Consider the following 18243-nt stretch of genomic DNA (forward strand, 5'->3'; position numbering starts at 1 on the left):
ACAGGTATCGGCATCTGTGTGCCCATACAGACCATGACCCTCGTGAAATCAAAACCGGACAACAATGTGCGAAAAAATTTCGGTGCGCTGAAAATCGCGCCCGCCAACACGACCCGCGAGCGGCCTGTCATGTCTTCGCCCGGCCTCATGCCGCGGCGTCGCGCGGCAGGATCGTCACCCAATACGGCGTGCGGTAACGCACCTGCACGGGCAGGGTCGCGGGCAGCGCAGCGAGCACCGCATCGGTGTCGTGCAACTGGAAGGCGCCAGAAATGCGCAGGTGCGCGATGTCGGGATCGCAGCGCACGATGCCCTGGCGGTAGCGGCCCAGTTCGGCCGCAAAGGCATCCAGCCGCAGCGCGCTGGCGTACAGCACGCCGCGCAGCCAGTCGCTGGCGTGCGGGTCCGCGGGCGTGGCCACGGCCACGGACCCGGGCGACAGCTGGCTCTGCTCGCCGGCAGACACGTCGACGTAATGCCCTGGCTGCCCGCTGCTGGCGACGCGCACGCGCCCTTCCTGCACGCTGAGCTGACAGCGTCCACCCTCCTGGCGCACGCAGAAGCGCGAGGCCTCGGCTTCGATATCGCCCAGCCGCGTGCGCACGATGAACGGGCGCGGATGGCTGGCGGGATCGGCCACCGCGTGCACGGCGATCTCGCCGCCGCGCAAGCGCAATAGCCGCGTCGCGTCGTCGAACAGCACGTCGACGGCGCTGGAGGTGTTCAGGTGCAGCGTCGACCCGTCGGCCAGCATCACGTCGCGCCGCTCGCCCGCGGCGCTGCGGTAGTCCGCGCGCCAGTCCAGGGGATCGGCCCGCCATGCGGCCCAGCCTGCCGGCCCCGCCACGATCAGGGCGATCAGCGTCTTCAGGGCGGCGCGGCGGGACTTCAGATCCGGGCGATTCAGCGCCGCCATGCCCAGCGCCGACGGAATCAGCCCGAAGCGCGCATTCACGCGTTGCGCCCGCTGCCAGGCATGTTCGTGCTCGGCCTTGCTGGCGCGCCATTGGGCGCAGGCATGGACGTCGGCGTCGGTGGCGCGTTCCGAGCTCAGGCGCAACAGCCAGCGCGCGGCCTCGCGCGCGACATTGCGTTCGACGGCAGGCAGCTCGCCCGCCGGATCGGCCTGCGCGCTCACATCACCGCCATGATGCATTGCTCGAGTCCCTTGGTGATGTAGCGGTGCACGGTGCGCAGCGACACATCGAGCCGGCTGGCGATCTCGGCGTGGCTCAGCCCCTCCAGCTGCGCCATCAGGAACGCCTGGCGGGCGGGCAGCGACAGGCCGGCCAGCATTTCTTCGATCTCCTGCAGCGTCTCCAGGATGATGAGACGCTGCTCCGCGGACGGCGCCAGCGCCTCGGGCATCAGCGCCAGCGCCTCCATGTACGCCTGCTCGACCGAGCGGCGGCGATGGTGGTTCAGCAGCAGGCGCTTGGCGATGGTGGTCAGGTAGGCGCGCGGTTCACGCAGCGCATCCAGTTCGTGCCGGTGGCGCAACACGCGCACGAACGTGTCCTGCGCAAGATCGGCGGCATCGAAGCTGTTGCCCAGTTTGGCGCGCAGCCAGCCATGCAGCCATCCGTGATGGGCGCGGTACAGCAGGTTGACGGCGTCGCCCGAGGCGAGCACGGAATTCGGCACGGATGGCTCCCTGACTCACAACTGCAAAAAATCACAACTACAAATAGAAATCAATCTCATTCTAAATGCAAAACCATGATCCAGGTCAAGTCCGCGCGCCGGCTTCGCGCCATATATCATCCCAACCACACGCGCCGCCTTCCGTGGCGCCGCTTTCTACAGGCTGATCCCCATGCTCTACGCCGTCCTGCAATTCGTCCACGTCATGGCCGTGATCCTTTGGGTGGGCGGCATGCTCTTTGCCCACTGTTTTCTGCGGCCGGCGGCCGCCAAGCTGGAGCCTCCCGTGCGGTTGCCGCTCATGGCATCGGTGCTGGGGCCGTTTCTGAACGCCGTGCTGGGGGCCATCGTCCTGATTCTGGTGACGGGCGCCTGGATGATCGGCGCGTCGGCCAGCCAGGCCGCCCAGACCGGCGGCGCGTTCTTCATGCCCCGGAACTGGACGCTGATGGCCAGCGGCGGCATCGTGATGATCGCGATCTTCGGCCACATCCGCTTCGCGCTGTACAAGCGGCTGGCCGCGGCCGTGGCGGCGTCCGACTGGCCGGCGGGCGGCCGGGCGATGGCCGGCATCCGGCGCTGGGTCGGCGTGAACCTGCTGCTGGGCATCGCCATCGTGGGCGTCATGTTCCTGGGCTAGCGAAGGGGCGTGCCGCCCCCCGGACCGATCGGACAATTGCCGGTTGCCATCGGAAATCTTGGCCTTGGTGCAATACGCCGTACATCCCCGTTGGCCACACTGCGGATGACTCTCGCGGGTCACGTCCACAACAACAGGGAACACCCATGATCAAACGTGCATTGCATCTGGCCGCCATCGGCCTTCTCGCCGCCACCGGCGCCGCCCACGCCGAGCCCATCGACAACAGCGCCCTCGCCCAACCCGGGTTCCGCGTGCACCAGGCCACCTACGGCGTGGTTTACCGCCTGCCGGCCGAGGTCAACGCCATCCTGGACGCCAAGGTCAACGGCACCCTCAAGCAGGACCTCATCGCGCTCGGCCTGAAAACCGAGGCCGACACGCCCAACCTGCCGCACGTGACCGTGGTCCACATCCATAACGCCGATCCGCAGACGCCCGCGCGCATGCTCAAGGCGCTGCCCAAGCCGCCCGGACCGCTGCCCCTGACGCTGAAGACCTTCTATCCCACCGAGGCCGCCAAGGGCGCGGGCCATCCGTGGTGGCTGGACCTGGGCGTGGTCAAGAGCGGCCAGGGCTTCGAGGACATGATGCGCTACAACACCGTGGCCACCGCCGCTCTTGCCCCGCTGCGCGACGGCCCGCTGCCGCGCGTGACGGGCCCGGTCTACGCCAAGATGAGCGACGCCGGCAAGGAGCTGGTCAAGACGCTGGGCGTAAGCGGCGTGAACACCGTGCAGGACGGCAAGGAAGTGCGCGCGCACAACCCGCACACCACGCTGGTCTACAGCATGACGCCCTACGACGCGCGCCTGCAGGAAGCCATGAAGGCCGAATCGGACAAGTTCAACGCCGTGCTGCCCGACGGCATCCAGACCACGTTCAAGGACGTCTCGATCGTGGAGATCGGCTTTGCCGGCAACGTCGTGCGTGAGATCTACCGCGTCAGCCTGGAGGACGGGTCGGTGCTGGACGTCGCGTCGGGCAAGCCGGTCCGCAACTAAGGCCGCGCAGGTAGGGCTGGCAAACGGCGTTGAAGGTCGGGGACGATCCGCGGCAGACTGTTCCCGCCTGCTGCCATTTCGTGGCAGTATTGCGCCGTCCGCCCCGCGCCCGCCCCCATGTCCCGCACTGAACGCCTCCTGGACCTGCTCCAGACCCTGCGCCGCCACCGCCTGCCCGTCAGCGGCCATCGGCTTGCGGCCGAAATGGGCGTCAGCCTGCGCACGCTGTATCGCGACATCGCCACCCTGCAATGCCAGGGCGCCGAGATCGAGGGAGAACCCGGCGTGGGCTACGTGCTGCGGCCCGGCTTCATGCTGCCGCCGCTGATGTTCAGTACCGAAGAGATCGAGGCGCTGGTGCTGGGCACGCGCTGGGTGGCCCGCCGCTCGGACGAGCGCCTGGGGCTGGCCGCCAGCAATGCGCTGGCCAAGATCGGCGCGGTGCTGCCGCAGGAATTGCGCGACGAGCTCGACGCCATCCCGCTGCTGGTCGCGCCCAGCGCCGTGGCTGTCACGGATCGCGTGGACGTGTCGCTGATCCGCCAGGCGATCCGCGGCGAACAGAAGCTGGAAATCACGTACCGCGATGACAAGGGAGCGGATTCCAACCGCATCATCTGGCCGTTCGCGCTGGGCTTTTTCGACAGCGTGCGGCTGGTGATGGCCTGGTGCGAATTGCGCGGGGACTTCCGGCATTTCCGCACCGACCGCATCGCGACGCTTACAGTTGCAGGCCGATATCCCAGGCGCCGCCACATCCTGCTCAAGGAATGGCGCGCGCTCGACCACGAGGCCCGCAAGAATTGATACCGACTACTGCCAAAATCTGACAGTACCCCTGCCTATCATGAGCGCATTCCCCCCCCCTGGAGCGCATCATGTCAGACACCAATTTCGTCATTCTGTATGTGGAAAAACCGCAGGCCAGCGCCGCCTTCTACAGCGCGCTGCTGCAGCGCCCGCCCGTTGAATCCTCGGACACCTTCGCGCTGTTTGCGCTCGACTCCGGACTGATGCTGGGGTTGTGGTCGCGCTACACGGTGGCGCCCCCCGCGGCCGGACGCGGCGGCGCGTCCGAACTGGCATTCACCGTGGCGGATGCCGACGCGGTCAACCAGCGTCATGTGGACTGGAGCCTGCGCGGCCTGCCCATCCTGCAGGCGCCTACCGACATGGACTTTGGCCGCACCTTTGTGGCGCTGGATCCCGACGGCCACCGCCTGCGGGTTTTCGCCCCCGCGCCGGAACCGGCTGCCGTCCGGACAGAGCGCGCGGTCGCCGCCGTTTGACGGCATTTTGACGGCCGTATTGGCCGCAAACGGCCGCTTGACGGCAGACGGCCGCGCCCTTGAGCGCGGCCGCCGATAATGCATCACGCACGCTGACGGCGCGCGTTCATGGCCACCGCTTCGCCGCGCTTCTTGAACAGCAGGTAATACGCCGCGGCCAGCAGCACAAGGAACGGCACGCCAAACACCAACGTCAGCTTGAAGACGCTGGTGAAGTACGTGGTCACCAGAATCGCCAGCATCGCCCCCGCGCCCAGCAGCGTCAGCACCGGAAATCCCGGCATGCGGAATGACAGCTTCGCGCCGCCCTCACGCACCCAGCGGCGGCGAAAGAAGTAATGCGTCACAAAGATCATCATCCAGGTAAAGAGCGCACCGAACATCGAGATGGCCATCATCAGCGTGAAGGCCGTTTCCGGATACAGCACATTCAACACCGTGGCGATGGCGATGCCGCTAGTGGACAGCAGCAACGCGTTCAGCGGCGTGCCGTTGCGGGACAGCCGGCCCATCGCCGACGGCGCGTGGCCCGCCCGCGACAAGCTGAACATCATGCGCGTGGTGATGTAGAGCTGGCTGTTCATGGCCGACAGCGCAGCCACCAGCACGATGAAATTGATGACGCCTGCCGCCCCCGGAATATCCAGCACCTGCATCACCTTCACGAAGGGGCTGCCGTCCTTGCCGGCTTCATTCCAGGGCACGATGGCCAGAATCAGCGCCAGCGTCAGCAGATAGAACACGACCAGCCGGACGATGGTGGCGCGAAACGCCTGCTTGACCGCACGTTCCGGGTCTTCGGCTTCGCCGGCCGCCACGGCGATCATCTCGACGCTCAGATAGCTGAAGATCGAGATCACGACCGCGATCCACATGCCCCACACGCCGTTCGGAAAAAACCCGCCATGCCCGGTGTAGTTCGCGGTGCCGTACTGCGGATCACCCCAGACCACATAGGCGCCCAGGATGATGAACCCCACGATGGCGCTGATCTTGATGGTCGAGAACCAGTATTCGATCGTGCCGAACGCCTTCACGCTCAGGGCATTGATGAGGATGAGCGCCGCCGAAAATACGCAGACCCACTGCCATCCCGGCACACTGGGAAACCAGAAGGCCATGTACTTGGCCACCGCCGTGACCTCGGTGCCCACCGCCAGCACCACGCAGGACCAGTACGCATAACGCACCAAAAAGCCCGCAAGCGGGCCGATGTAGTGCTCGGCGTAAGCGCCGAACGAGCCGGACGTGGAATGCGCGACCGTCATTTCCGCCAGGCAGGCCATGAGCAGCAGCGTGATGACGCCGCCAATGGCATAGCTGATAAGCACGCTGGGACCGGCAAAGCCGATGGCGAATTTGCTGCCCAGGAACAGCCCCGTGCCGATGGCCCCGCCGATGGCGATCATGCTCATCTGGCCGGACGTCAGCCGGCGCTTGAGTCCCTGTTCGCGTTCGGCAATCTGGCCGAACCCCTTCTGTTGTTGCATTGTCTCCTCCTGTACTGCGCATTCTTGTTGGATGTACGGCCCCCGGGGCCGGCGCGATGAGGCCCGATTTCCGGCGATCAGGTCACGGCGGACCGCTGCTTGAACTCGGGCTTGTCCCATTCCCGGTTGTCCAGCACGTCCTTCAGGATGTCGACCGCGTCCCACACGTCGGCATAGCCGAAATACAGCGGCGTCAGGCCGAAACGCAGGACCTCGGGCTCGCGGTAATCGCCGATCACGCCGCGCGCGATCAATGCCTGCATGACTTCAAAGCCGTTGGGATGGCGAAAGCTCACGTGGCTGCCGCGATCGGCATGCGTGCGCGGCGTCACCAGCGTCAGCGGGTGGCCGGCGCAACGCGATTCAACGAGGTCGATGAAAAGGTCGCCCAGCGCCAGCGACTTCTTGCGGACTTCGTCCATGCCGGCGGCGTGCGCCACGTCCAGGCCGCACTCGACCAGCGACAGCGACACGATCGGCTGCGTGCCGCACAGGTAGCGGCGGATGCCGCCCGCGGGCTCATAGGCCACGGCCATGTCAAAGGGGCGGCTGTGTCCCCACCAGCCGGACAGCGGCTGCCAGAAATCCTTGGTATGGCGCGGCGCGACCCAGATGAAGGCCGGTGAACCCGGGCCGCCGTTCAGGTACTTGTACGTGCAGCCCACCGCGAAGTCGGCGTTGGCGCCATTCAGGTCGACGGGCACCGCGCCGGCCGCATGCGCCAGGTCCCAGATGGCCAGCGCGCCGCGTTCGTGCGCCTTCGCCGTCACGGCGGCCATGTCGTGCATCTGGCCGCTGCGGTAATTGACGTGGGACAGCAGCATGACGGCGACGGAATCGTCCAGCGCCTTGTCCAGAGGCAGGTCGTCGTCGATCAGGCGCATTTCGTAGCCCTGCTGCAGCAGGTCGATCATGCCCTGGATCATGTAGAGGTCGGTGGGGAAGTTGTCGCGCTCGGACAGGATGACGCGGCGCGCGGGTTGTTTGTGCTGCTGGATGCGCAGCGCGGCGGCCAGCGCCTTGAAGATGTTGAGCGACGTGGTGTCGGTGACGACCAGTTCGCCCTCGCGCGCGCCCAGCAGGCGGCCCAGCTTGTCGCCCAGGCGCGCCGGCAGGTCGAACCACCCCGCCGTGTTCCAGCTGCGGATGAGGCCGTTGCCCCATTCGTCCGCGATGACCTGCGCGGCGCGGGCGGCGGCGGTCTTGGGCAGGACGCCCAGGGAATTGCCGTCCATGTAGAGAACGCCGGGCGGCAGATCGAATTGTTCTTTCACGCGGGCCAGGGGGTCCTGGCGATCGGCGTTGACGCAGGCTTCACGAGTGTTCATGTTCCGTTCCTTCCAACTGGATTCGGGATACATGCTATCAGCGCACTCGGTCCGAAAAATTGCAAAATCGGTCGTGACTTACCCGAGTTTTCCGCATTAAATTGCATTCACCATCATTTTTTCGAACTGGATTGCGCCATGCAGATCGACGCCATAGACCAGCGCATACTTGCCCGCCTGCAGGAGGACGGACACCTCAGCAATCAGGACCTGGCCGAACAGGTGGCGCTGTCGCCGTCCGCATGTCTGCGCCGCGTGCGCGCGCTTGAAGAAGCCGGGCTCATCCGCGGCTACCGCGCGGTGCTGGACGCCGAAAAACTGGGCTTCGAGCTGGAGGCCATCGTCCATGTGTCGCTGGACCAGTCGCGCGCTGGCTGGCACGAGGAATTCATGGCGGGCATCGCGCTGCACGACGAGATCACCGAAGCCTGCATCGTCACAGGCGCGTCCAATTACATCCTGACCGTGCGCACCCGCAACCTGGCTGCGTTTTCGAATTTTGTCGAAGACAAGCTCAGCAAGATCCCGGGCATGCGCGATCTGTGCTCGCACATCGTCATGCGCAAGGTGAAGAACCGCGAGGGCATGCTGCCGCTGGCAGCCTGGCGATAGCGGTTTCCTTCCGGCGTCCGCAACCGGAACGCGCTATACCGGCGCGTGCTCCAGAAACCCGAACACCGTCACGAAATGGCAGGCCGTGCCCGCCATGACGAAGAGGTGCCAGATGCCGTGCGCATGCCGCCAGCGCTGGTCGTTGGCGTAGAACAGCGTGCCGCAGGTATAGATGGCCGCGCCCGCCAGCAGCCACGTCAGCCCCGCCGTCGACAGCGCCCCCGCGATTGGCGCGGCGAAGGCCACGCCCAGCCAGCCCATCGCCAGGTACAGCGGCAAGGCGGGCGGCGCGTTGCGCGCCCACCAGAGTTCGCGGCTGATGCCCACGAAGGCCAGCAGCCAGATCGCCACGCCCATCGCGGCGCCCCAACGATGGTCCACGGGGCCAAACGCCAGCGGCGTGTACGTGCCGGCGATCAGCAGGTAGATGGCGCAGTGGTCCGCCTTGGCCCACATTTCCTTGCGGCGCCCCCGCGAGCAATGAAACAGCGAAGACGACGCATACACCGCGATCATCGACGCCGCGAACACCGCGCAACTGATGATCTGGCGCGTGTCCACCCGCAGCTCGGCCGCGCGCGTGATCAATGCGCCGGATGCCAGCACCGCCAGCGCCAGCCCGGCCAGATGCGTCACGCCATTGAGTCGTTCGCCTTCCTGCATGTGCGCCCCCGCGCCGGCGGCATGCCGGCGCCTGTCATCATGGCGCGCTTATATGACAGCGGCGGGACAGCGGCATCACCCCACGAAATCCACCGCGGCCGGATAGCCTTCGATGGCGCGCGCGGCCAGGACTGCGCGCTGCACCGCGATCGCCATCGCTTCGGCCGCCATGACGCCCAGCAGCATCACATTGGCCGTCCTGCCCGACGCGCCCGTGCCCAGCGCAAAGATCGTGTCGCCGTCGAGCATGGTGTGGATGGGGTTGATCGTGCGAGCCAGGCCGTCATGCGCCATGCCCGCGATCTTCTGGGCTTCGGCCTTGGTGAGCCGCGCATCGGTGGCCACCGCGCCAATGGTGGTGGCCGCGCCCGCGCGCATGGACTTGGGCAGATCGCCCGCCAGGATGGCCGCGCGGGTGTCGTGCAGCGTCCTGCCGTCCGCCGTGCGCGCGCCGGCCAGGATGCGCCCGGTGGCCGGGTCCAGCACGTCGCCCACCGCGTTGACCGCGACAATTGCCCCCACCGTCACGCCCGCCACGGTCAGCGACGCGCTGCCGATGCCGCCCTTCATGGCGCGCTGGGGACCATATAGCTTGCCTACCGTCGCCCCCGCCCCCGCGCCCACGTTGCCTTCCTGGGGTGCGTCGGCGGTGGCGGCCCGGCAGGCCTGATAACCCGCGGCGGCATCGGGCCGCACCGACGCGTCGCCCACGCCCAGGTCGAACAGCACCGCGCTCGGCACGATGGGCACGAAGGCCACGCCCACATCAAAGCCGATCTTCTTTTCTTCCAGATACCGCATCACGCCCGAGGCTGCATCCAGCCCGAACGCGCTGCCGCCCGTCAGCACGATCGCGTGCACCTTGTCGACCATGTTGATCGGATTGAGCAGGTCGGTCTCGCGCGTGCCCGGCGCCGCGCCGCGCACGTCCACGCCGCCCGTCGCGCCCGCGTCGGCAATGATGACCGTGCAGCCGGTGGGCCGGCGCGTTTCCGTGTAATGCCCGACCCGCAACCCCGCCACGTCGGTGATGCTGCCGCCGCCCGGCAGCGCCGCCGCGCCGCCGGCGCCTTGCGCGGGCATCGATCCCGCCGCCGCCGCGCCCGCGGCCACCATCATGAACGCACGCCTGTTCCATTGCTGTTGCACATCCGTCTCCATCAAGGTAATGCCTGAAGGATCCCGGGCCGACTGCGCCGGGCGTTGGTAACGCTATATGACCTGCGGCTATATTTTTACTATTCCTTATGCTTTGTGGAAAAATAGGCCGGTTGTTAGAGTGCCGCTACGCCGGAGGGCATTGCAGGCCCACATGCTCTCCACAGTGATCATCCGTGGAGCATTGCCATGAAACTCTTTCGTACGCTTTTCATCGCCGGCCTCGTCCAGGTCGCCGCCCTGTCCGCCGCCCATGCCCAGTCCGAACTGGACCAGATCAAATCCGCGGGCGTCTTCAAGATTGGCACCGAAGGCACCTACGCGCCGTTCACCTTCCACGATGCATCCGGCAAGCTTACCGGCTTTGACGTGGACATCGGCCGCGCCATCGCCGAGCGCCTGGGCGTGAAGGCGCAATTCATCGAAGGCAAGTGGGACGGCCTGATCGCCGGCCTGGACGCCAAGCGCTACGACGCCGTCATCAACCAGGTGGGCATCACCGATGCGCGCCGCGCGAAGTACGACTTCTCCGATCCGTACATCTCGTCGGCCGCCGTGCTGATCGTGCGCGACGACAACACCAGCATCAAGTCCTTCGCGGACCTGAAGGGCAAGAAGTCCGCCAACACGCTGACCAGCAATTTCGGCAAGCTGGCGCAGAGCCACGGCGCGGAAGTGGTCGCCGTGCAGGGCTTTAACGAAGCCATCGATCTGCTGACCTCCGGCCGCGTCGAGGCCACCGTCAACGACAACCTGTCGTTCCTGGACTTCAAGAAGCAAAAGCCCAATGCCCGCGTGAAGATCGCGGCCACGGACAAGACGGCGGAGTTCAGCAACTCGGGCGTCCTGATCCGCAAGAACAATCCTGAGCTGCAGGCCGCCATCAACAAGGCCCTGGCCGACATCAAGGCGGACGGCACGTACAAGACCATCTCGGTCAAATACTTCGGCACGGACCTGTCCGCGCAGTAAACCTCTGGAGCGCCCATGACGCTGCCTCCTTGGCTTCACGCCTTCCTGCCGGACTGGCTGCTGGCAAAAATAGGCGAATGGTCGGTGCCGGCCTGGGTGCAGCTGATGGCAGATTCGTTCTGGCCGCTGCTGCACGCGGGGCTGGTGTTCACGGTGCCGCTCACGCTGATGTCCTTTGCGCTGGGCCTGGCGCTGGCGTTCGTGGTGGCGCTCATCCGCCTGTTCGGCCCCGCGCCGCTGGTGGCCGTGGTGCGCTTTTACGTCTGGCTGATCCGCGGCACGCCGCTGCTGGTGCAGCTGTTCGTGATCTTCTATGGCCTGCCGAGCGTGGGCATCGTGCTGGACCCGCTGCCCGCCGCGCTCATCGGCTTCACGCTGAACGTCGGCGCCTACAACTCCGAGGTGATCCGCGGCGCGATCGAATCGATCACCAAGGGCCAATGGGAAGCGGCCTATTCGCTCAGCATGACGCGCGGCCAGGCCCTGCGCCGCACCATCCTGCCGCAGGCGGCCCGCGTGGCCGTGCCGCCGCTGTCCAATTCCTTCATCGCGCTCGTCAAGGACACCTCGCTCGCCGCCGTGCTGACGGTGCCCGAGATTTTCCAGGCCGCCCAGCGCATCGCCGCGGTCACGTACGAGCCGCTGATCCTGTACACCGAGGCCGCGCTGATCTATCTGGCGTTCAGTTCCGTCCTGTCCGCGGCGCAGGTGCGGCTGGAGCGGCGCTTCGGCCAGCACGCGATGTTTAGCGAGAAGACCCGATGATCCGGCTTGAAAAAATCGAAAAGTCCTTCGGCGGCAATCCCGTGCTCAAGCAGGTGGATGTGCAGATCGACGAAGGCAGCGTCACCGCCCTGATCGGCCCTTCCGGCAGCGGCAAGAGCACCCTGCTGCGCTGCGTGAACCTGCTGGAAGTGCCGGATCGCGGGCGGCTGGAGATCGGGCCGGAAACGGTCGACTTTGAACCCGGCCGCAAGCTGACGCGTGAACAGGTCCAGGCCGTGCGCATGCAGACCGGCATGGTGTTCCAGAACTTCCAGCTCTTTCCGCATCAGACCGTGATCGGCAATGTGATGGAAGGGTTGGTGACGGTCCAGAAATGGCCTGCCGATCGTGCGCGGGCGCGGGCGGAGGAATTGCTGCGCAAGGTGGGGATGCTGGAAAAGGCCGACGCGTGGCCCGCAAACCTGTCCGGCGGCCAGCAACAGCGTGTGGCGATCGCCCGGGCGCTTGCGCCCGCGCCGCGTGTTCTGCTGTGCGATGAGCCGACGTCGGCGCTGGACCCGGGTTTGGCGGCGGAAGTCGTGGACGTCCTGCGCCAGCTGGCCGCGGAAGGCATGACGATGCTGATGGCCACGCATGATTTGCGGCTGGCAGCGAGCGTGTCGCGGGAAGTGGTGTTTTTGCTGGATGGCGTGGTGGTCGAGGCCGGCGACTCCCGCACGGTGTTCTCACAGCCTAAGGATCCGCGCACGGCGACGTTCATCTCGACGCTGACGCAGGAAGCGCCGTAGATATGTGGGTCTCGAGGGTCTCGGTGTCTGACACCCTCTGCGAGGCTGCCGCGAGTTGACGGTCGTCTCCCCAGGGTGTCAGACACCTGCCGCAAGCCGACACGCCACCGCGAGCTCCAGGGTGTCAGACACCTGCCGCAACGCGCAGATGGCAGCCTACTTCGGCGGCAGCGAGCCCGCCGGGTCGACCGCCTGGCCGTCGTAGCGCAGTTCGAAGTACAGCCCGACCTGCTTGCTGTCGCTGTTGCCCATCTCGGCGATCTTCTGTCCTTGCGTCACGCGCTGGCCTTCCTTGACCAGCAGCTTGCTGTTGTGCGCGTAGATGCTGAGGAAGTTGGCGTTGTGCTTGACGATCACCAGATGCCCGTAACCGCGCAGGCCGCTGCCCGAATAGGCCACGGTGCCCGGGGCCGCCGAGACGACCGGCGTGCCGGCGGCGTTGCTGATGACGATGCCGTTCGAGCCCGAACCGTCGTAGCCGCGCGTGACCTTGCCCTGTGCGGGCCAGACCAGCGAAATCGCGCCGGGCGGCGCCGTGCGCCGCTTGCCGGGCGACGCGGTGGCGCGCGGCGCGGGTTTGGGTTTGGTGCTGGCCTTGCTGGGCGGCGAGGAGCGCGCCTGCCCGGCGGGCGGCTCGACCCGCAGCAGCTGGCCGACTTCGATCGTATTGGAGTTCGACAGATTGTTCCACCGGACCAGATTACTGACCGTGGTGCCCTCCTTGCGCGCAATCTGATAGAGCGTGTCGCCCGACTGGACCCGGTAATACCCAGGCTGGACCTTGGTCGTGCCGCACGCGGTCAGCAGCACAAGTAATGCCGCCATCAACGCGCCCAACCATAAGCGCGTATAGGGCCCGGCACGCCCCCGTCCGGCGGGCGGTGCGCTGCTGGACAAATTGGAAATGGGCAAGGTCGAAGCGGACACGGTCGAAACGGACAAGGTCGGAACGGACACGCTCGAAACGGACAAGGAAAGCTCTGAAACCTGGGGCACGGGGTCGCGTGTCGGAAAGAAGTGCGTTCAAGGGTACCAAGAAATCGGGACCGCTTGGCATAGAATGCCTCTCATGTCTTACGCGACCCGGTCTTACCCGACCCGCCTCCTTAGCACGCTGCGCGCCCTGCGCGCCGACGGCGTGCTGTGGCTGGCGCTGCTGGCCCTGGCGCTGCGCGCGCTGGTGCCGGCCGGTTATATGCCGGACACCCGCGCCCTGCATGACGGCCGCCTGGAAGTCACCTTCTGCTCGGCGGCGGGCAACCTGTCGGCGATCAGCCTGGCGCTCTCCGCCGAAGGCGGCAAGGCCGGGCACGACACCGCCAATACCGGCGCCCAATGTCCCTTCGGACTGCTCGCCCACGTCACGCCCGCCACCGCGCCGCCCATGGTGCCGCTGCTGCTGACGGCAGCCGTGCACGCCCCGCCCTTCTCCGCTCACCGCGCGCTGCCCGCGCAGCCCGCCCACGGCCCCCCCCTCGGATCGCGCGCCCCACCCTCGCTGGCCTGACCCCGTCCCGGATCTTCCGTGCCCCTTGCGCATCCGCAAGGGGCACGGACTGCCCCGCCGCGCGCCCCGGCTGCGCGGCCGACTCGTCAATCCAGAGGTACCCATGAATTCGCTGTTTCCCCGCGCGTCCGCCGGCGCGCCGAGCGGCGTCGCGCCCGATCCGCGGCGCCGTCTGCTGCTTTCCGCCCTGGCCCTGCTGCCCCTGGCCGGCTGCGGCAAGGACACCCCGCCCCTGCACGGCATGGATCTGTCCGGCATGCCCACCGGCGACTTCCAGTTGCAGGACACCGACGGCCAGACGCGGCGGCTGGCCGATTACCAGGGCCACCCCATCATGCTGTTCTTCGGCTTCACGCAGTGCCCGGACGTCTGCCCGACCGCGCTGACCCGCGCCGTCGAGATCAAGTCCCTGCTGGGCGCCGATGCGGACAAGCTGCGCGTGCTGTTCATCACCGTGGACCCCGAGCGCGACACGCCCGAGATCCTGCGCGCGTATACCCAGGCCTTCGATCCCGGCTTCATCGGCCTGCGCGGCACGGCCGAACAGACCCGCGCCGCCGCGCAGTCGTTCAAGGTGTTCTTCCAGAAGGTCCCCACGGGTTCCTCCTACACCATGGACCACACCGCGCTGACTTACGTTATCGATGCCCAGGGCAAGCTGCGCATCGCGCTGCGCCACGAACAAAGTGCCCAGGACAGCGCGCAGGATCTGCGCACCGTCCTCTGACCCGATATCCAAGGAAACGCTCATGAAGAAGATTTCGATCAAACCCGTGGCCGCCGCGCTCGCATTGGCGCTGGCCGGCTTTGGCCCGATGGCGCTGGCTCAGAACGCCGGACTGACCGTGGAGGACGCATGGGTGCGCGCCACGGTGCCCAATCAGCACGCGACCGGCGCGTTCATGCGTCTGACCGCCGCCGAATCCGGCCGGCTGGTCGGCGTGGAGTCCCAGGCCGCCAAGCACGTGGAAGTGCACGAAATGGCCATGCAGGACAACGTCATGAAGATGCGCCAGGTGGCGGGCATCGATCTGCCGGCCGGCAAGGCGGTGGAACTGAAACCGGGCGGCTACCACGTGATGCTGATCGACCTGGCCAAGCCCATCGCGGCCGGCGACCATGTCGCGCTGACGCTGATCGTTGAAGACGCCGCCAGGCAGCAGCGGCGCATTCCCGTGGACGCGGTGGCGCGGCCGCTGAACGCCACCGCCGCGCCGGCGGCGAGCCACGGCCACTGATCTCTATATAGTGGCCCGTGCCGCATCGCGGCACGGGCGCCATTCAGTCAGACCGGTGATATCAGGGACGCATAACGCCGGGCATGGCCCGGCGGCTGGCTCCGATTCGCCATACAATGCCTGCACATCCGCCGCCCGCGCCCACCCGGCCAGGCGGCAGCCGGCCACCGCCGCCGCGCTCAGGATGCCAGCGTTCCGCGCAGCCGGGCGCCCGTAACTGCCGGCAGGCTGGCCGGCGCCTCTGTATCTGGATATGCCCGGTAGTTCCGCCTTTTCATTCCTGCGTACCCTCTGCAGCCTGCGCTGGCTCGCCATCGCGGGCCAGGCCGCCACCATCCTGCTGGCCAGCAGCCTGCTGCGCCTGGATCTGCCGCTGGAACCGTTGTGGCTGGGCGTGGGTCTGTTGATCGGTTTCAACGTCTACGCCAGCCTGCGCCTGCGCCACCCGCGCGACCTCTCCCACGCCACCGCCTTCGGCCATCTGTTCGTCGACATGGCGGTGCTCGCCTGGATGGTGGGCTGGAGCGGCGGCATCAGCAACCCGTTCGGGACGATGTTCCTGATCCTGACCGCCCTGGCCGCGCTGGCGCTGCCGCGCAACTGGGCGCTTGCAGCCGCGCTGGCCGGCGTGCTGGGCTATGGCGCCGCCGCGATCTTCGGGCAGCCCCTGCGCGGCGACGTCGATCCCCACAGCCTGCTGCTCTGGGGCCTGGGCGCCAATTTCCTGATTTCGGTGGTGGTGGTGCTGGTGTTTTCGACCCGGCTGGCCGCCGACATGCGCGCCCGTGAGCGCGAGCTTGCCCGCCTGCGTGAACGCTTCACCCGCAACGAGGGCATCGTCGCCCTGGCCACGCACGCGGCCGCCATGGCGCACGAGCTGAACACGCCGCTCGCCACCATGACGCTGCTGACCGACGAGATTGCCGCCGAAGTCCAGGACGACGAAGACCTGCGGGCGGACGTCGCCACCCTGAGCCAGCTTCTGGCCCTGTGCCGGGAACGGATCCGCAATCTGGCGGTCCCAACCGCCGTGGATCTGGTTCGCGTGGTGGGGCAATGGCGCCTGATCCGCCCGACCATCGACCTGCAGCGCTCGGGCACGTTGCCCACCAGCCTGCGCGTCGATCCGGCCATCGCCCACCTCTTGCAGGCGCTGCTGAACAACGCCGCCGACGCGGGCGAGGCCGCCGACGCGCCCCGCGTGGACCTGCACCTGGAATACGGCTACGGCGCCCTGCGTGGCGAAGTCCGCGATTACGGACGGGGTTTCGACCCCGACCATGCCATGCTGCCGGCGACCAGCCTGTTCAACAGCGGCAAGCCGGGAGGACTGGGCGTGGGCCTGGCCCTCTCGCATGCCACGGTGGAGCAGCTGGGCGGCGAAATGACCATGACCGCGGCCGAAGGCGGCGGCACCCGCATCCGCTTTTATTTACCTCTCGGCAACCCCGGGACCTGAATGTGATGAATGCAAACGATCTTGGCCTGCTGATCGACGACGACGAACTCTACGTGCGCACCCTGCAACGCAGCCTGTCGCGCCGCGGTCTGGAAACCCGCACCGCCACCGGCATCGCCGAGGCGCTGCGCGTGGCCGAAGAAATCCGTCCGGCCTTTGCCCTGGTCGACCTGCGCCTGGGCGAAGACTCCGGCCTGACCCTGATCCGGCCGCTGCGCGCGCTGCGCGAGGACATGCGGATTCTGCTGGTCACGGGCTACGCCAGCGTGGCGACCGCCGTGGAAGCCATCAAGCGCGGCGCCGACGACTATCTGCCCAAGCCGGCCACGGCGCCCATGATCCTGCGCACGCTGGGTCTGGTGAAGCCAGAAACGGTTACGATCGAAACGACCATGACCCCATTGCACCGCCTAGAATGGGAGCACATTCATCAGGCCCTGCACGAGACCGGCGGCAATGTTTCCGCCGCGGCGCGCCTCCTGGGCATGCACCGGCGCTCGCTTCAGCGCAAGCTGGCAAAAAAACCGGGGCCGGAACGCGAAGTCATCGCGGATTGAATGCTGCGGGGCGACACATCTTTACAACACCCCCGTGTGCAGGTGCGACATATCGTCGCACCCCACCCCCTCCCCTCGGGGCGTCTGCTCCCCTAGGAAAACCCTGAATCCGACGCCATTGGGCCGGATTCCTCCCAGGCAATGCGACCATTCGTCGCACGCTTGACCAAAATCAAACCGATAGGATGGAGGTTGCTGCCTGGCAGCATTCCAGTCTGCTGCTTTGCAGCATTTCCCACCTTTCCATCCAAGGCTGTACGTGAAACACCCCCTCCTTGCGACCCTTACGCGCATATTTGGCGTCGGCGCGGTCATGCTGCTTGGCGGCTGCAACATGGAAATCCTCTCCCCCAAGGGAGATATCGGCATCCAGGAAAAGACGTTGCTGCTGACGGCGACCGGGCTCATGCTCATCGTTGTCATTCCCGTCCTCATCATGATCGTGGCTTTTGCGTGGAAGTACCGCGCTTCCAACACCAAAGCCGACTACCAGCCCAAGTGGGCTCACTCCACGGCAATCGAAGCCGTCGTCTGGACCGTCCCTTGCATCATCGTGGCGATCCTGGCCGTGATCACCTGGCGCTCCACGCACGCGCTGGATCCCTACAAGCCGCTCGTGTCCGAACACAAGCCGGTGACCATCGAGGTGGTCTCCCTGGATTGGAAGTGGCTGTTCATCTACCCCGAGTACGACATCGCCACGGTCAACGAGATCGCGTTCCCCGTGGACGTTCCGGTCAACTTCCGGATCACGTCGGCATCGGTGATGAATTCCTTCTTCATCCCCCAGCTCGGCAGCCAGATCTACTCGATGGCCGGCATGGAAACCAAGCTGCACCTGAACGCGCGCGAAATCGGCACCTACGCCGGCATTTCGGCCAACTACAGCGGCGGCGGTTTCTCGGGCATGCGCTTCAAGGCCCACGCCATGTCGCAGGAAGGATTCGACAACTGGATCAAGGAAGCCAAGGCTTCTCCCACCGCCCTGACCCCCGAGGTCTACGCGGAACTGACCAAGCGCAGCGAGCGCAATCCGGTCGTGAAGTACTCGTCGGCGCCGCCCGCCATGTTTGATTTCATTCTGGGCAGCACGATGACCAAGATGGCCGGCGTGGACTCCGCCACGTGCACCTCCACGTCGAATAATCTGATCGCAGGAATCAACTAA

General features: G+C 66.6%; 21 protein-coding genes. 14 read left to right on the forward strand and 7 right to left on the reverse strand.

From position 1 onward, the window contains the following. Positions 1 to 145: 145 nt before the first annotated feature. Positions 146 to 1156: a FecR domain-containing protein gene (locus H4P35_RS21025; protein ID WP_226846834.1), complete on the reverse strand. Its 1011-nt coding sequence runs from the start codon at positions 1154 to 1156 to the stop codon at positions 146 to 148. After that, positions 1135 to 1644 (reverse strand): sigma-70 family RNA polymerase sigma factor, encoded by a 510-nt coding sequence (locus tag H4P35_RS21030; protein WP_062838694.1) that lies wholly within the window; start codon positions 1642 to 1644, stop codon positions 1135 to 1137. Before H4P35_RS21030 ends, H4P35_RS21025 begins: the two co-directional genes overlap by 22 nt. Positions 1645 to 1816: 172 nt before the next feature. On the opposite strand from H4P35_RS21030, the gene H4P35_RS21035 reads away from it, so the two are divergent. The 4 genes from H4P35_RS21035 (at position 1817) to H4P35_RS21050 (ending at position 4577) form a co-directional block, all read left to right on the forward strand. Continuing rightward, positions 1817 to 2284 (forward strand): CopD family protein, encoded by a 468-nt coding sequence (locus H4P35_RS21035; RefSeq protein ID WP_056326403.1) that lies wholly within the window; start codon positions 1817 to 1819, stop codon positions 2282 to 2284. A gap of 146 nt (positions 2285 to 2430) precedes the next feature. Continuing rightward, on the forward strand, positions 2431 to 3288 hold the full coding sequence (locus tag H4P35_RS21040; protein WP_226846836.1) for a hypothetical protein: 858 nt from the start codon (positions 2431 to 2433) through the stop codon (positions 3286 to 3288). Between the two features lie 117 nt (positions 3289 to 3405). Further along, positions 3406 to 4095 (forward strand): YafY family protein, encoded by a 690-nt coding sequence (locus tag H4P35_RS21045; protein ID WP_056326398.1) that lies wholly within the window; start codon positions 3406 to 3408, stop codon positions 4093 to 4095. 71 nt (positions 4096 to 4166) lie between these two features. Next, on the forward strand, positions 4167 to 4577 hold the full coding sequence (locus tag H4P35_RS21050; protein ID WP_226846838.1) for a VOC family protein: 411 nt from the start codon (positions 4167 to 4169) through the stop codon (positions 4575 to 4577). A gap of 83 nt (positions 4578 to 4660) precedes the next feature. Here the strand turns inward: H4P35_RS21050 and H4P35_RS21055 are convergent, their stop codons facing one another. Together H4P35_RS21055 and kynU are read right to left on the reverse strand one after the other, a co-directional pair. Further along, positions 4661 to 6067, reverse strand: a complete 1407-nt coding sequence (locus H4P35_RS21055; RefSeq protein WP_226846840.1) for an amino acid permease — start codon at positions 6065 to 6067, stop codon at positions 4661 to 4663. A 77-nt stretch (positions 6068 to 6144) separates the two neighbouring features. Then, a complete protein-coding gene (gene kynU / locus H4P35_RS21060) occupies positions 6145 to 7395 on the reverse strand; it encodes a kynureninase (protein ID WP_180098024.1) in 1251 nt (416 codons plus the stop codon). Positions 7396 to 7533: 138 nt separating this feature from the next. Between kynU and H4P35_RS21065 the strand changes: the two genes are divergently transcribed. Then, positions 7534 to 8007 carry an Lrp/AsnC family transcriptional regulator gene (locus H4P35_RS21065; protein ID WP_152382365.1) on the forward strand — a complete coding sequence of 158 codons (474 nt, stop codon included), beginning with the start codon at positions 7534 to 7536 and terminating at the stop codon, positions 8005 to 8007. Between the two features lie 33 nt (positions 8008 to 8040). On the opposite strand, the gene H4P35_RS21070 is transcribed toward H4P35_RS21065, so the two are convergent. Next, positions 8041 to 8670 (reverse strand): hemolysin III family protein, encoded by a 630-nt coding sequence (locus H4P35_RS21070; protein WP_056326386.1) that lies wholly within the window; start codon positions 8668 to 8670, stop codon positions 8041 to 8043. A 75-nt stretch (positions 8671 to 8745) separates the two neighbouring features. After that, positions 8746 to 9831 (reverse strand): P1 family peptidase, encoded by a 1086-nt coding sequence (locus H4P35_RS21075; RefSeq protein WP_226849512.1) that lies wholly within the window; start codon positions 9829 to 9831, stop codon positions 8746 to 8748. Between the two features lie 186 nt (positions 9832 to 10017). Here H4P35_RS21075 and H4P35_RS21080 point away from each other — a divergent pair, with 186 nt between their 5' ends. From H4P35_RS21080 to H4P35_RS21090, 3 genes are all read left to right on the forward strand, one after another. Next, a complete protein-coding gene (locus tag H4P35_RS21080) occupies positions 10018 to 10800 on the forward strand; it encodes an amino acid ABC transporter substrate-binding protein (RefSeq protein ID WP_063952100.1) in 783 nt (260 codons plus the stop codon). Positions 10801 to 10884: 84 nt separating this feature from the next. Further along, positions 10885 to 11565: an ABC transporter permease subunit gene (locus tag H4P35_RS21085; protein WP_056327000.1), complete on the forward strand. Its 681-nt coding sequence runs from the start codon at positions 10885 to 10887 to the stop codon at positions 11563 to 11565. Continuing rightward, entirely contained in the window at positions 11562 to 12314 is a 753-nt protein-coding gene (locus H4P35_RS21090; RefSeq protein WP_223572538.1) for an amino acid ABC transporter ATP-binding protein, read from the forward strand. Before H4P35_RS21085 ends, H4P35_RS21090 begins: the two co-directional genes overlap by 4 nt. Before the next feature lie 156 nt (positions 12315 to 12470). On the opposite strand, the gene H4P35_RS21095 is transcribed toward H4P35_RS21090, so the two are convergent. Then, the gene (locus H4P35_RS21095) at positions 12471 to 13220 is read right to left on the reverse strand and encodes a peptidoglycan DD-metalloendopeptidase family protein (RefSeq protein ID WP_370638986.1); all 750 of its coding nucleotides are present in this window, start codon (positions 13218 to 13220) and stop codon (positions 12471 to 12473) included. A 163-nt stretch (positions 13221 to 13383) separates the two neighbouring features. Here H4P35_RS21095 and H4P35_RS21100 point away from each other — a divergent pair, with 163 nt between their 5' ends. From H4P35_RS21100 to cyoA, 6 genes are all read left to right on the forward strand, one after another. Next, positions 13384 to 13821 (forward strand): DUF2946 family protein, encoded by a 438-nt coding sequence (locus H4P35_RS21100; protein ID WP_226846842.1) that lies wholly within the window; start codon positions 13384 to 13386, stop codon positions 13819 to 13821. A 103-nt stretch (positions 13822 to 13924) separates the two neighbouring features. Next, positions 13925 to 14548, forward strand: a complete 624-nt coding sequence (locus H4P35_RS21105; protein ID WP_226846844.1) for an SCO family protein — start codon at positions 13925 to 13927, stop codon at positions 14546 to 14548. A 22-nt stretch (positions 14549 to 14570) separates the two neighbouring features. Beyond that, positions 14571 to 15059, forward strand: a complete 489-nt coding sequence (locus H4P35_RS21110) for a copper chaperone PCu(A)C (RefSeq protein WP_226846846.1) — start codon at positions 14571 to 14573, stop codon at positions 15057 to 15059. Positions 15060 to 15312: 253 nt separating this feature from the next. Then, positions 15313 to 16518, forward strand: a complete 1206-nt coding sequence (locus tag H4P35_RS21115) for a HAMP domain-containing histidine kinase (protein ID WP_226846848.1) — start codon at positions 15313 to 15315, stop codon at positions 16516 to 16518. A gap of 5 nt (positions 16519 to 16523) precedes the next feature. Continuing rightward, the gene (locus H4P35_RS21120) at positions 16524 to 17075 is read left to right on the forward strand and encodes a response regulator transcription factor (protein ID WP_180098020.1); all 552 of its coding nucleotides are present in this window, start codon (positions 16524 to 16526) and stop codon (positions 17073 to 17075) included. A gap of 259 nt (positions 17076 to 17334) precedes the next feature. Then, entirely contained in the window at positions 17335 to 18243 is a 909-nt protein-coding gene (gene cyoA / locus H4P35_RS21125) for a ubiquinol oxidase subunit II (RefSeq protein ID WP_063956547.1), read from the forward strand.

The sequence above is a fragment of the Achromobacter sp. 77 genome, assembly GCF_020541125.1.
GTDB classification, from domain to species: Bacteria; Pseudomonadota; Gammaproteobacteria; order Burkholderiales; family Burkholderiaceae_B; genus Achromobacter; species Achromobacter mucicolens.

What these genes read in the sequence shown, in the direction of transcription:
- H4P35_RS21025 (WP_226846834.1), bottom strand. Translation starts at nt 1,156, where the DNA reads ATGCATCATGGCGGTGATGTGAGCGCGCAGGCCGATCCGGCGGGCGAG.
- H4P35_RS21070 (WP_056326386.1), bottom strand. Translation starts at nt 8,670, where the DNA reads ATGCAGGAAGGCGAACGACTCAATGGCGTGACGCATCTGGCCGGGCTG.
- H4P35_RS21035 (WP_056326403.1), top strand. Translation starts at nt 1,817, where the DNA reads ATGCTCTACGCCGTCCTGCAATTCGTCCACGTCATGGCCGTGATCCTT.
- H4P35_RS21080 (WP_063952100.1), top strand. Translation starts at nt 10,018, where the DNA reads ATGAAACTCTTTCGTACGCTTTTCATCGCCGGCCTCGTCCAGGTCGCC.
- H4P35_RS21115 (WP_226846848.1), top strand. Translation starts at nt 15,313, where the DNA reads ATGCCCGGTAGTTCCGCCTTTTCATTCCTGCGTACCCTCTGCAGCCTG.
- H4P35_RS21120 (WP_180098020.1), top strand. Translation starts at nt 16,524, where the DNA reads ATGAATGCAAACGATCTTGGCCTGCTGATCGACGACGACGAACTCTAC.
- H4P35_RS21040 (WP_226846836.1), top strand. Translation starts at nt 2,431, where the DNA reads ATGATCAAACGTGCATTGCATCTGGCCGCCATCGGCCTTCTCGCCGCC.
- kynU (WP_180098024.1), bottom strand. Translation starts at nt 7,395, where the DNA reads ATGAACACTCGTGAAGCCTGCGTCAACGCCGATCGCCAGGACCCCCTG.
- H4P35_RS21050 (WP_226846838.1), top strand. Translation starts at nt 4,167, where the DNA reads ATGTCAGACACCAATTTCGTCATTCTGTATGTGGAAAAACCGCAGGCC.
- H4P35_RS21110 (WP_226846846.1), top strand. Translation starts at nt 14,571, where the DNA reads ATGAAGAAGATTTCGATCAAACCCGTGGCCGCCGCGCTCGCATTGGCG.
- H4P35_RS21105 (WP_226846844.1), top strand. Translation starts at nt 13,925, where the DNA reads ATGAATTCGCTGTTTCCCCGCGCGTCCGCCGGCGCGCCGAGCGGCGTC.
- H4P35_RS21055 (WP_226846840.1), bottom strand. Translation starts at nt 6,067, where the DNA reads ATGCAACAACAGAAGGGGTTCGGCCAGATTGCCGAACGCGAACAGGGA.
- H4P35_RS21045 (WP_056326398.1), top strand. Translation starts at nt 3,406, where the DNA reads ATGTCCCGCACTGAACGCCTCCTGGACCTGCTCCAGACCCTGCGCCGC.
- H4P35_RS21100 (WP_226846842.1), top strand. Translation starts at nt 13,384, where the DNA reads ATGTCTTACGCGACCCGGTCTTACCCGACCCGCCTCCTTAGCACGCTG.
- H4P35_RS21065 (WP_152382365.1), top strand. Translation starts at nt 7,534, where the DNA reads ATGCAGATCGACGCCATAGACCAGCGCATACTTGCCCGCCTGCAGGAG.
- H4P35_RS21075 (WP_226849512.1), bottom strand. Translation starts at nt 9,831, where the DNA reads ATGGAGACGGATGTGCAACAGCAATGGAACAGGCGTGCGTTCATGATG.
- H4P35_RS21090 (WP_223572538.1), top strand. Translation starts at nt 11,562, where the DNA reads ATGATCCGGCTTGAAAAAATCGAAAAGTCCTTCGGCGGCAATCCCGTG.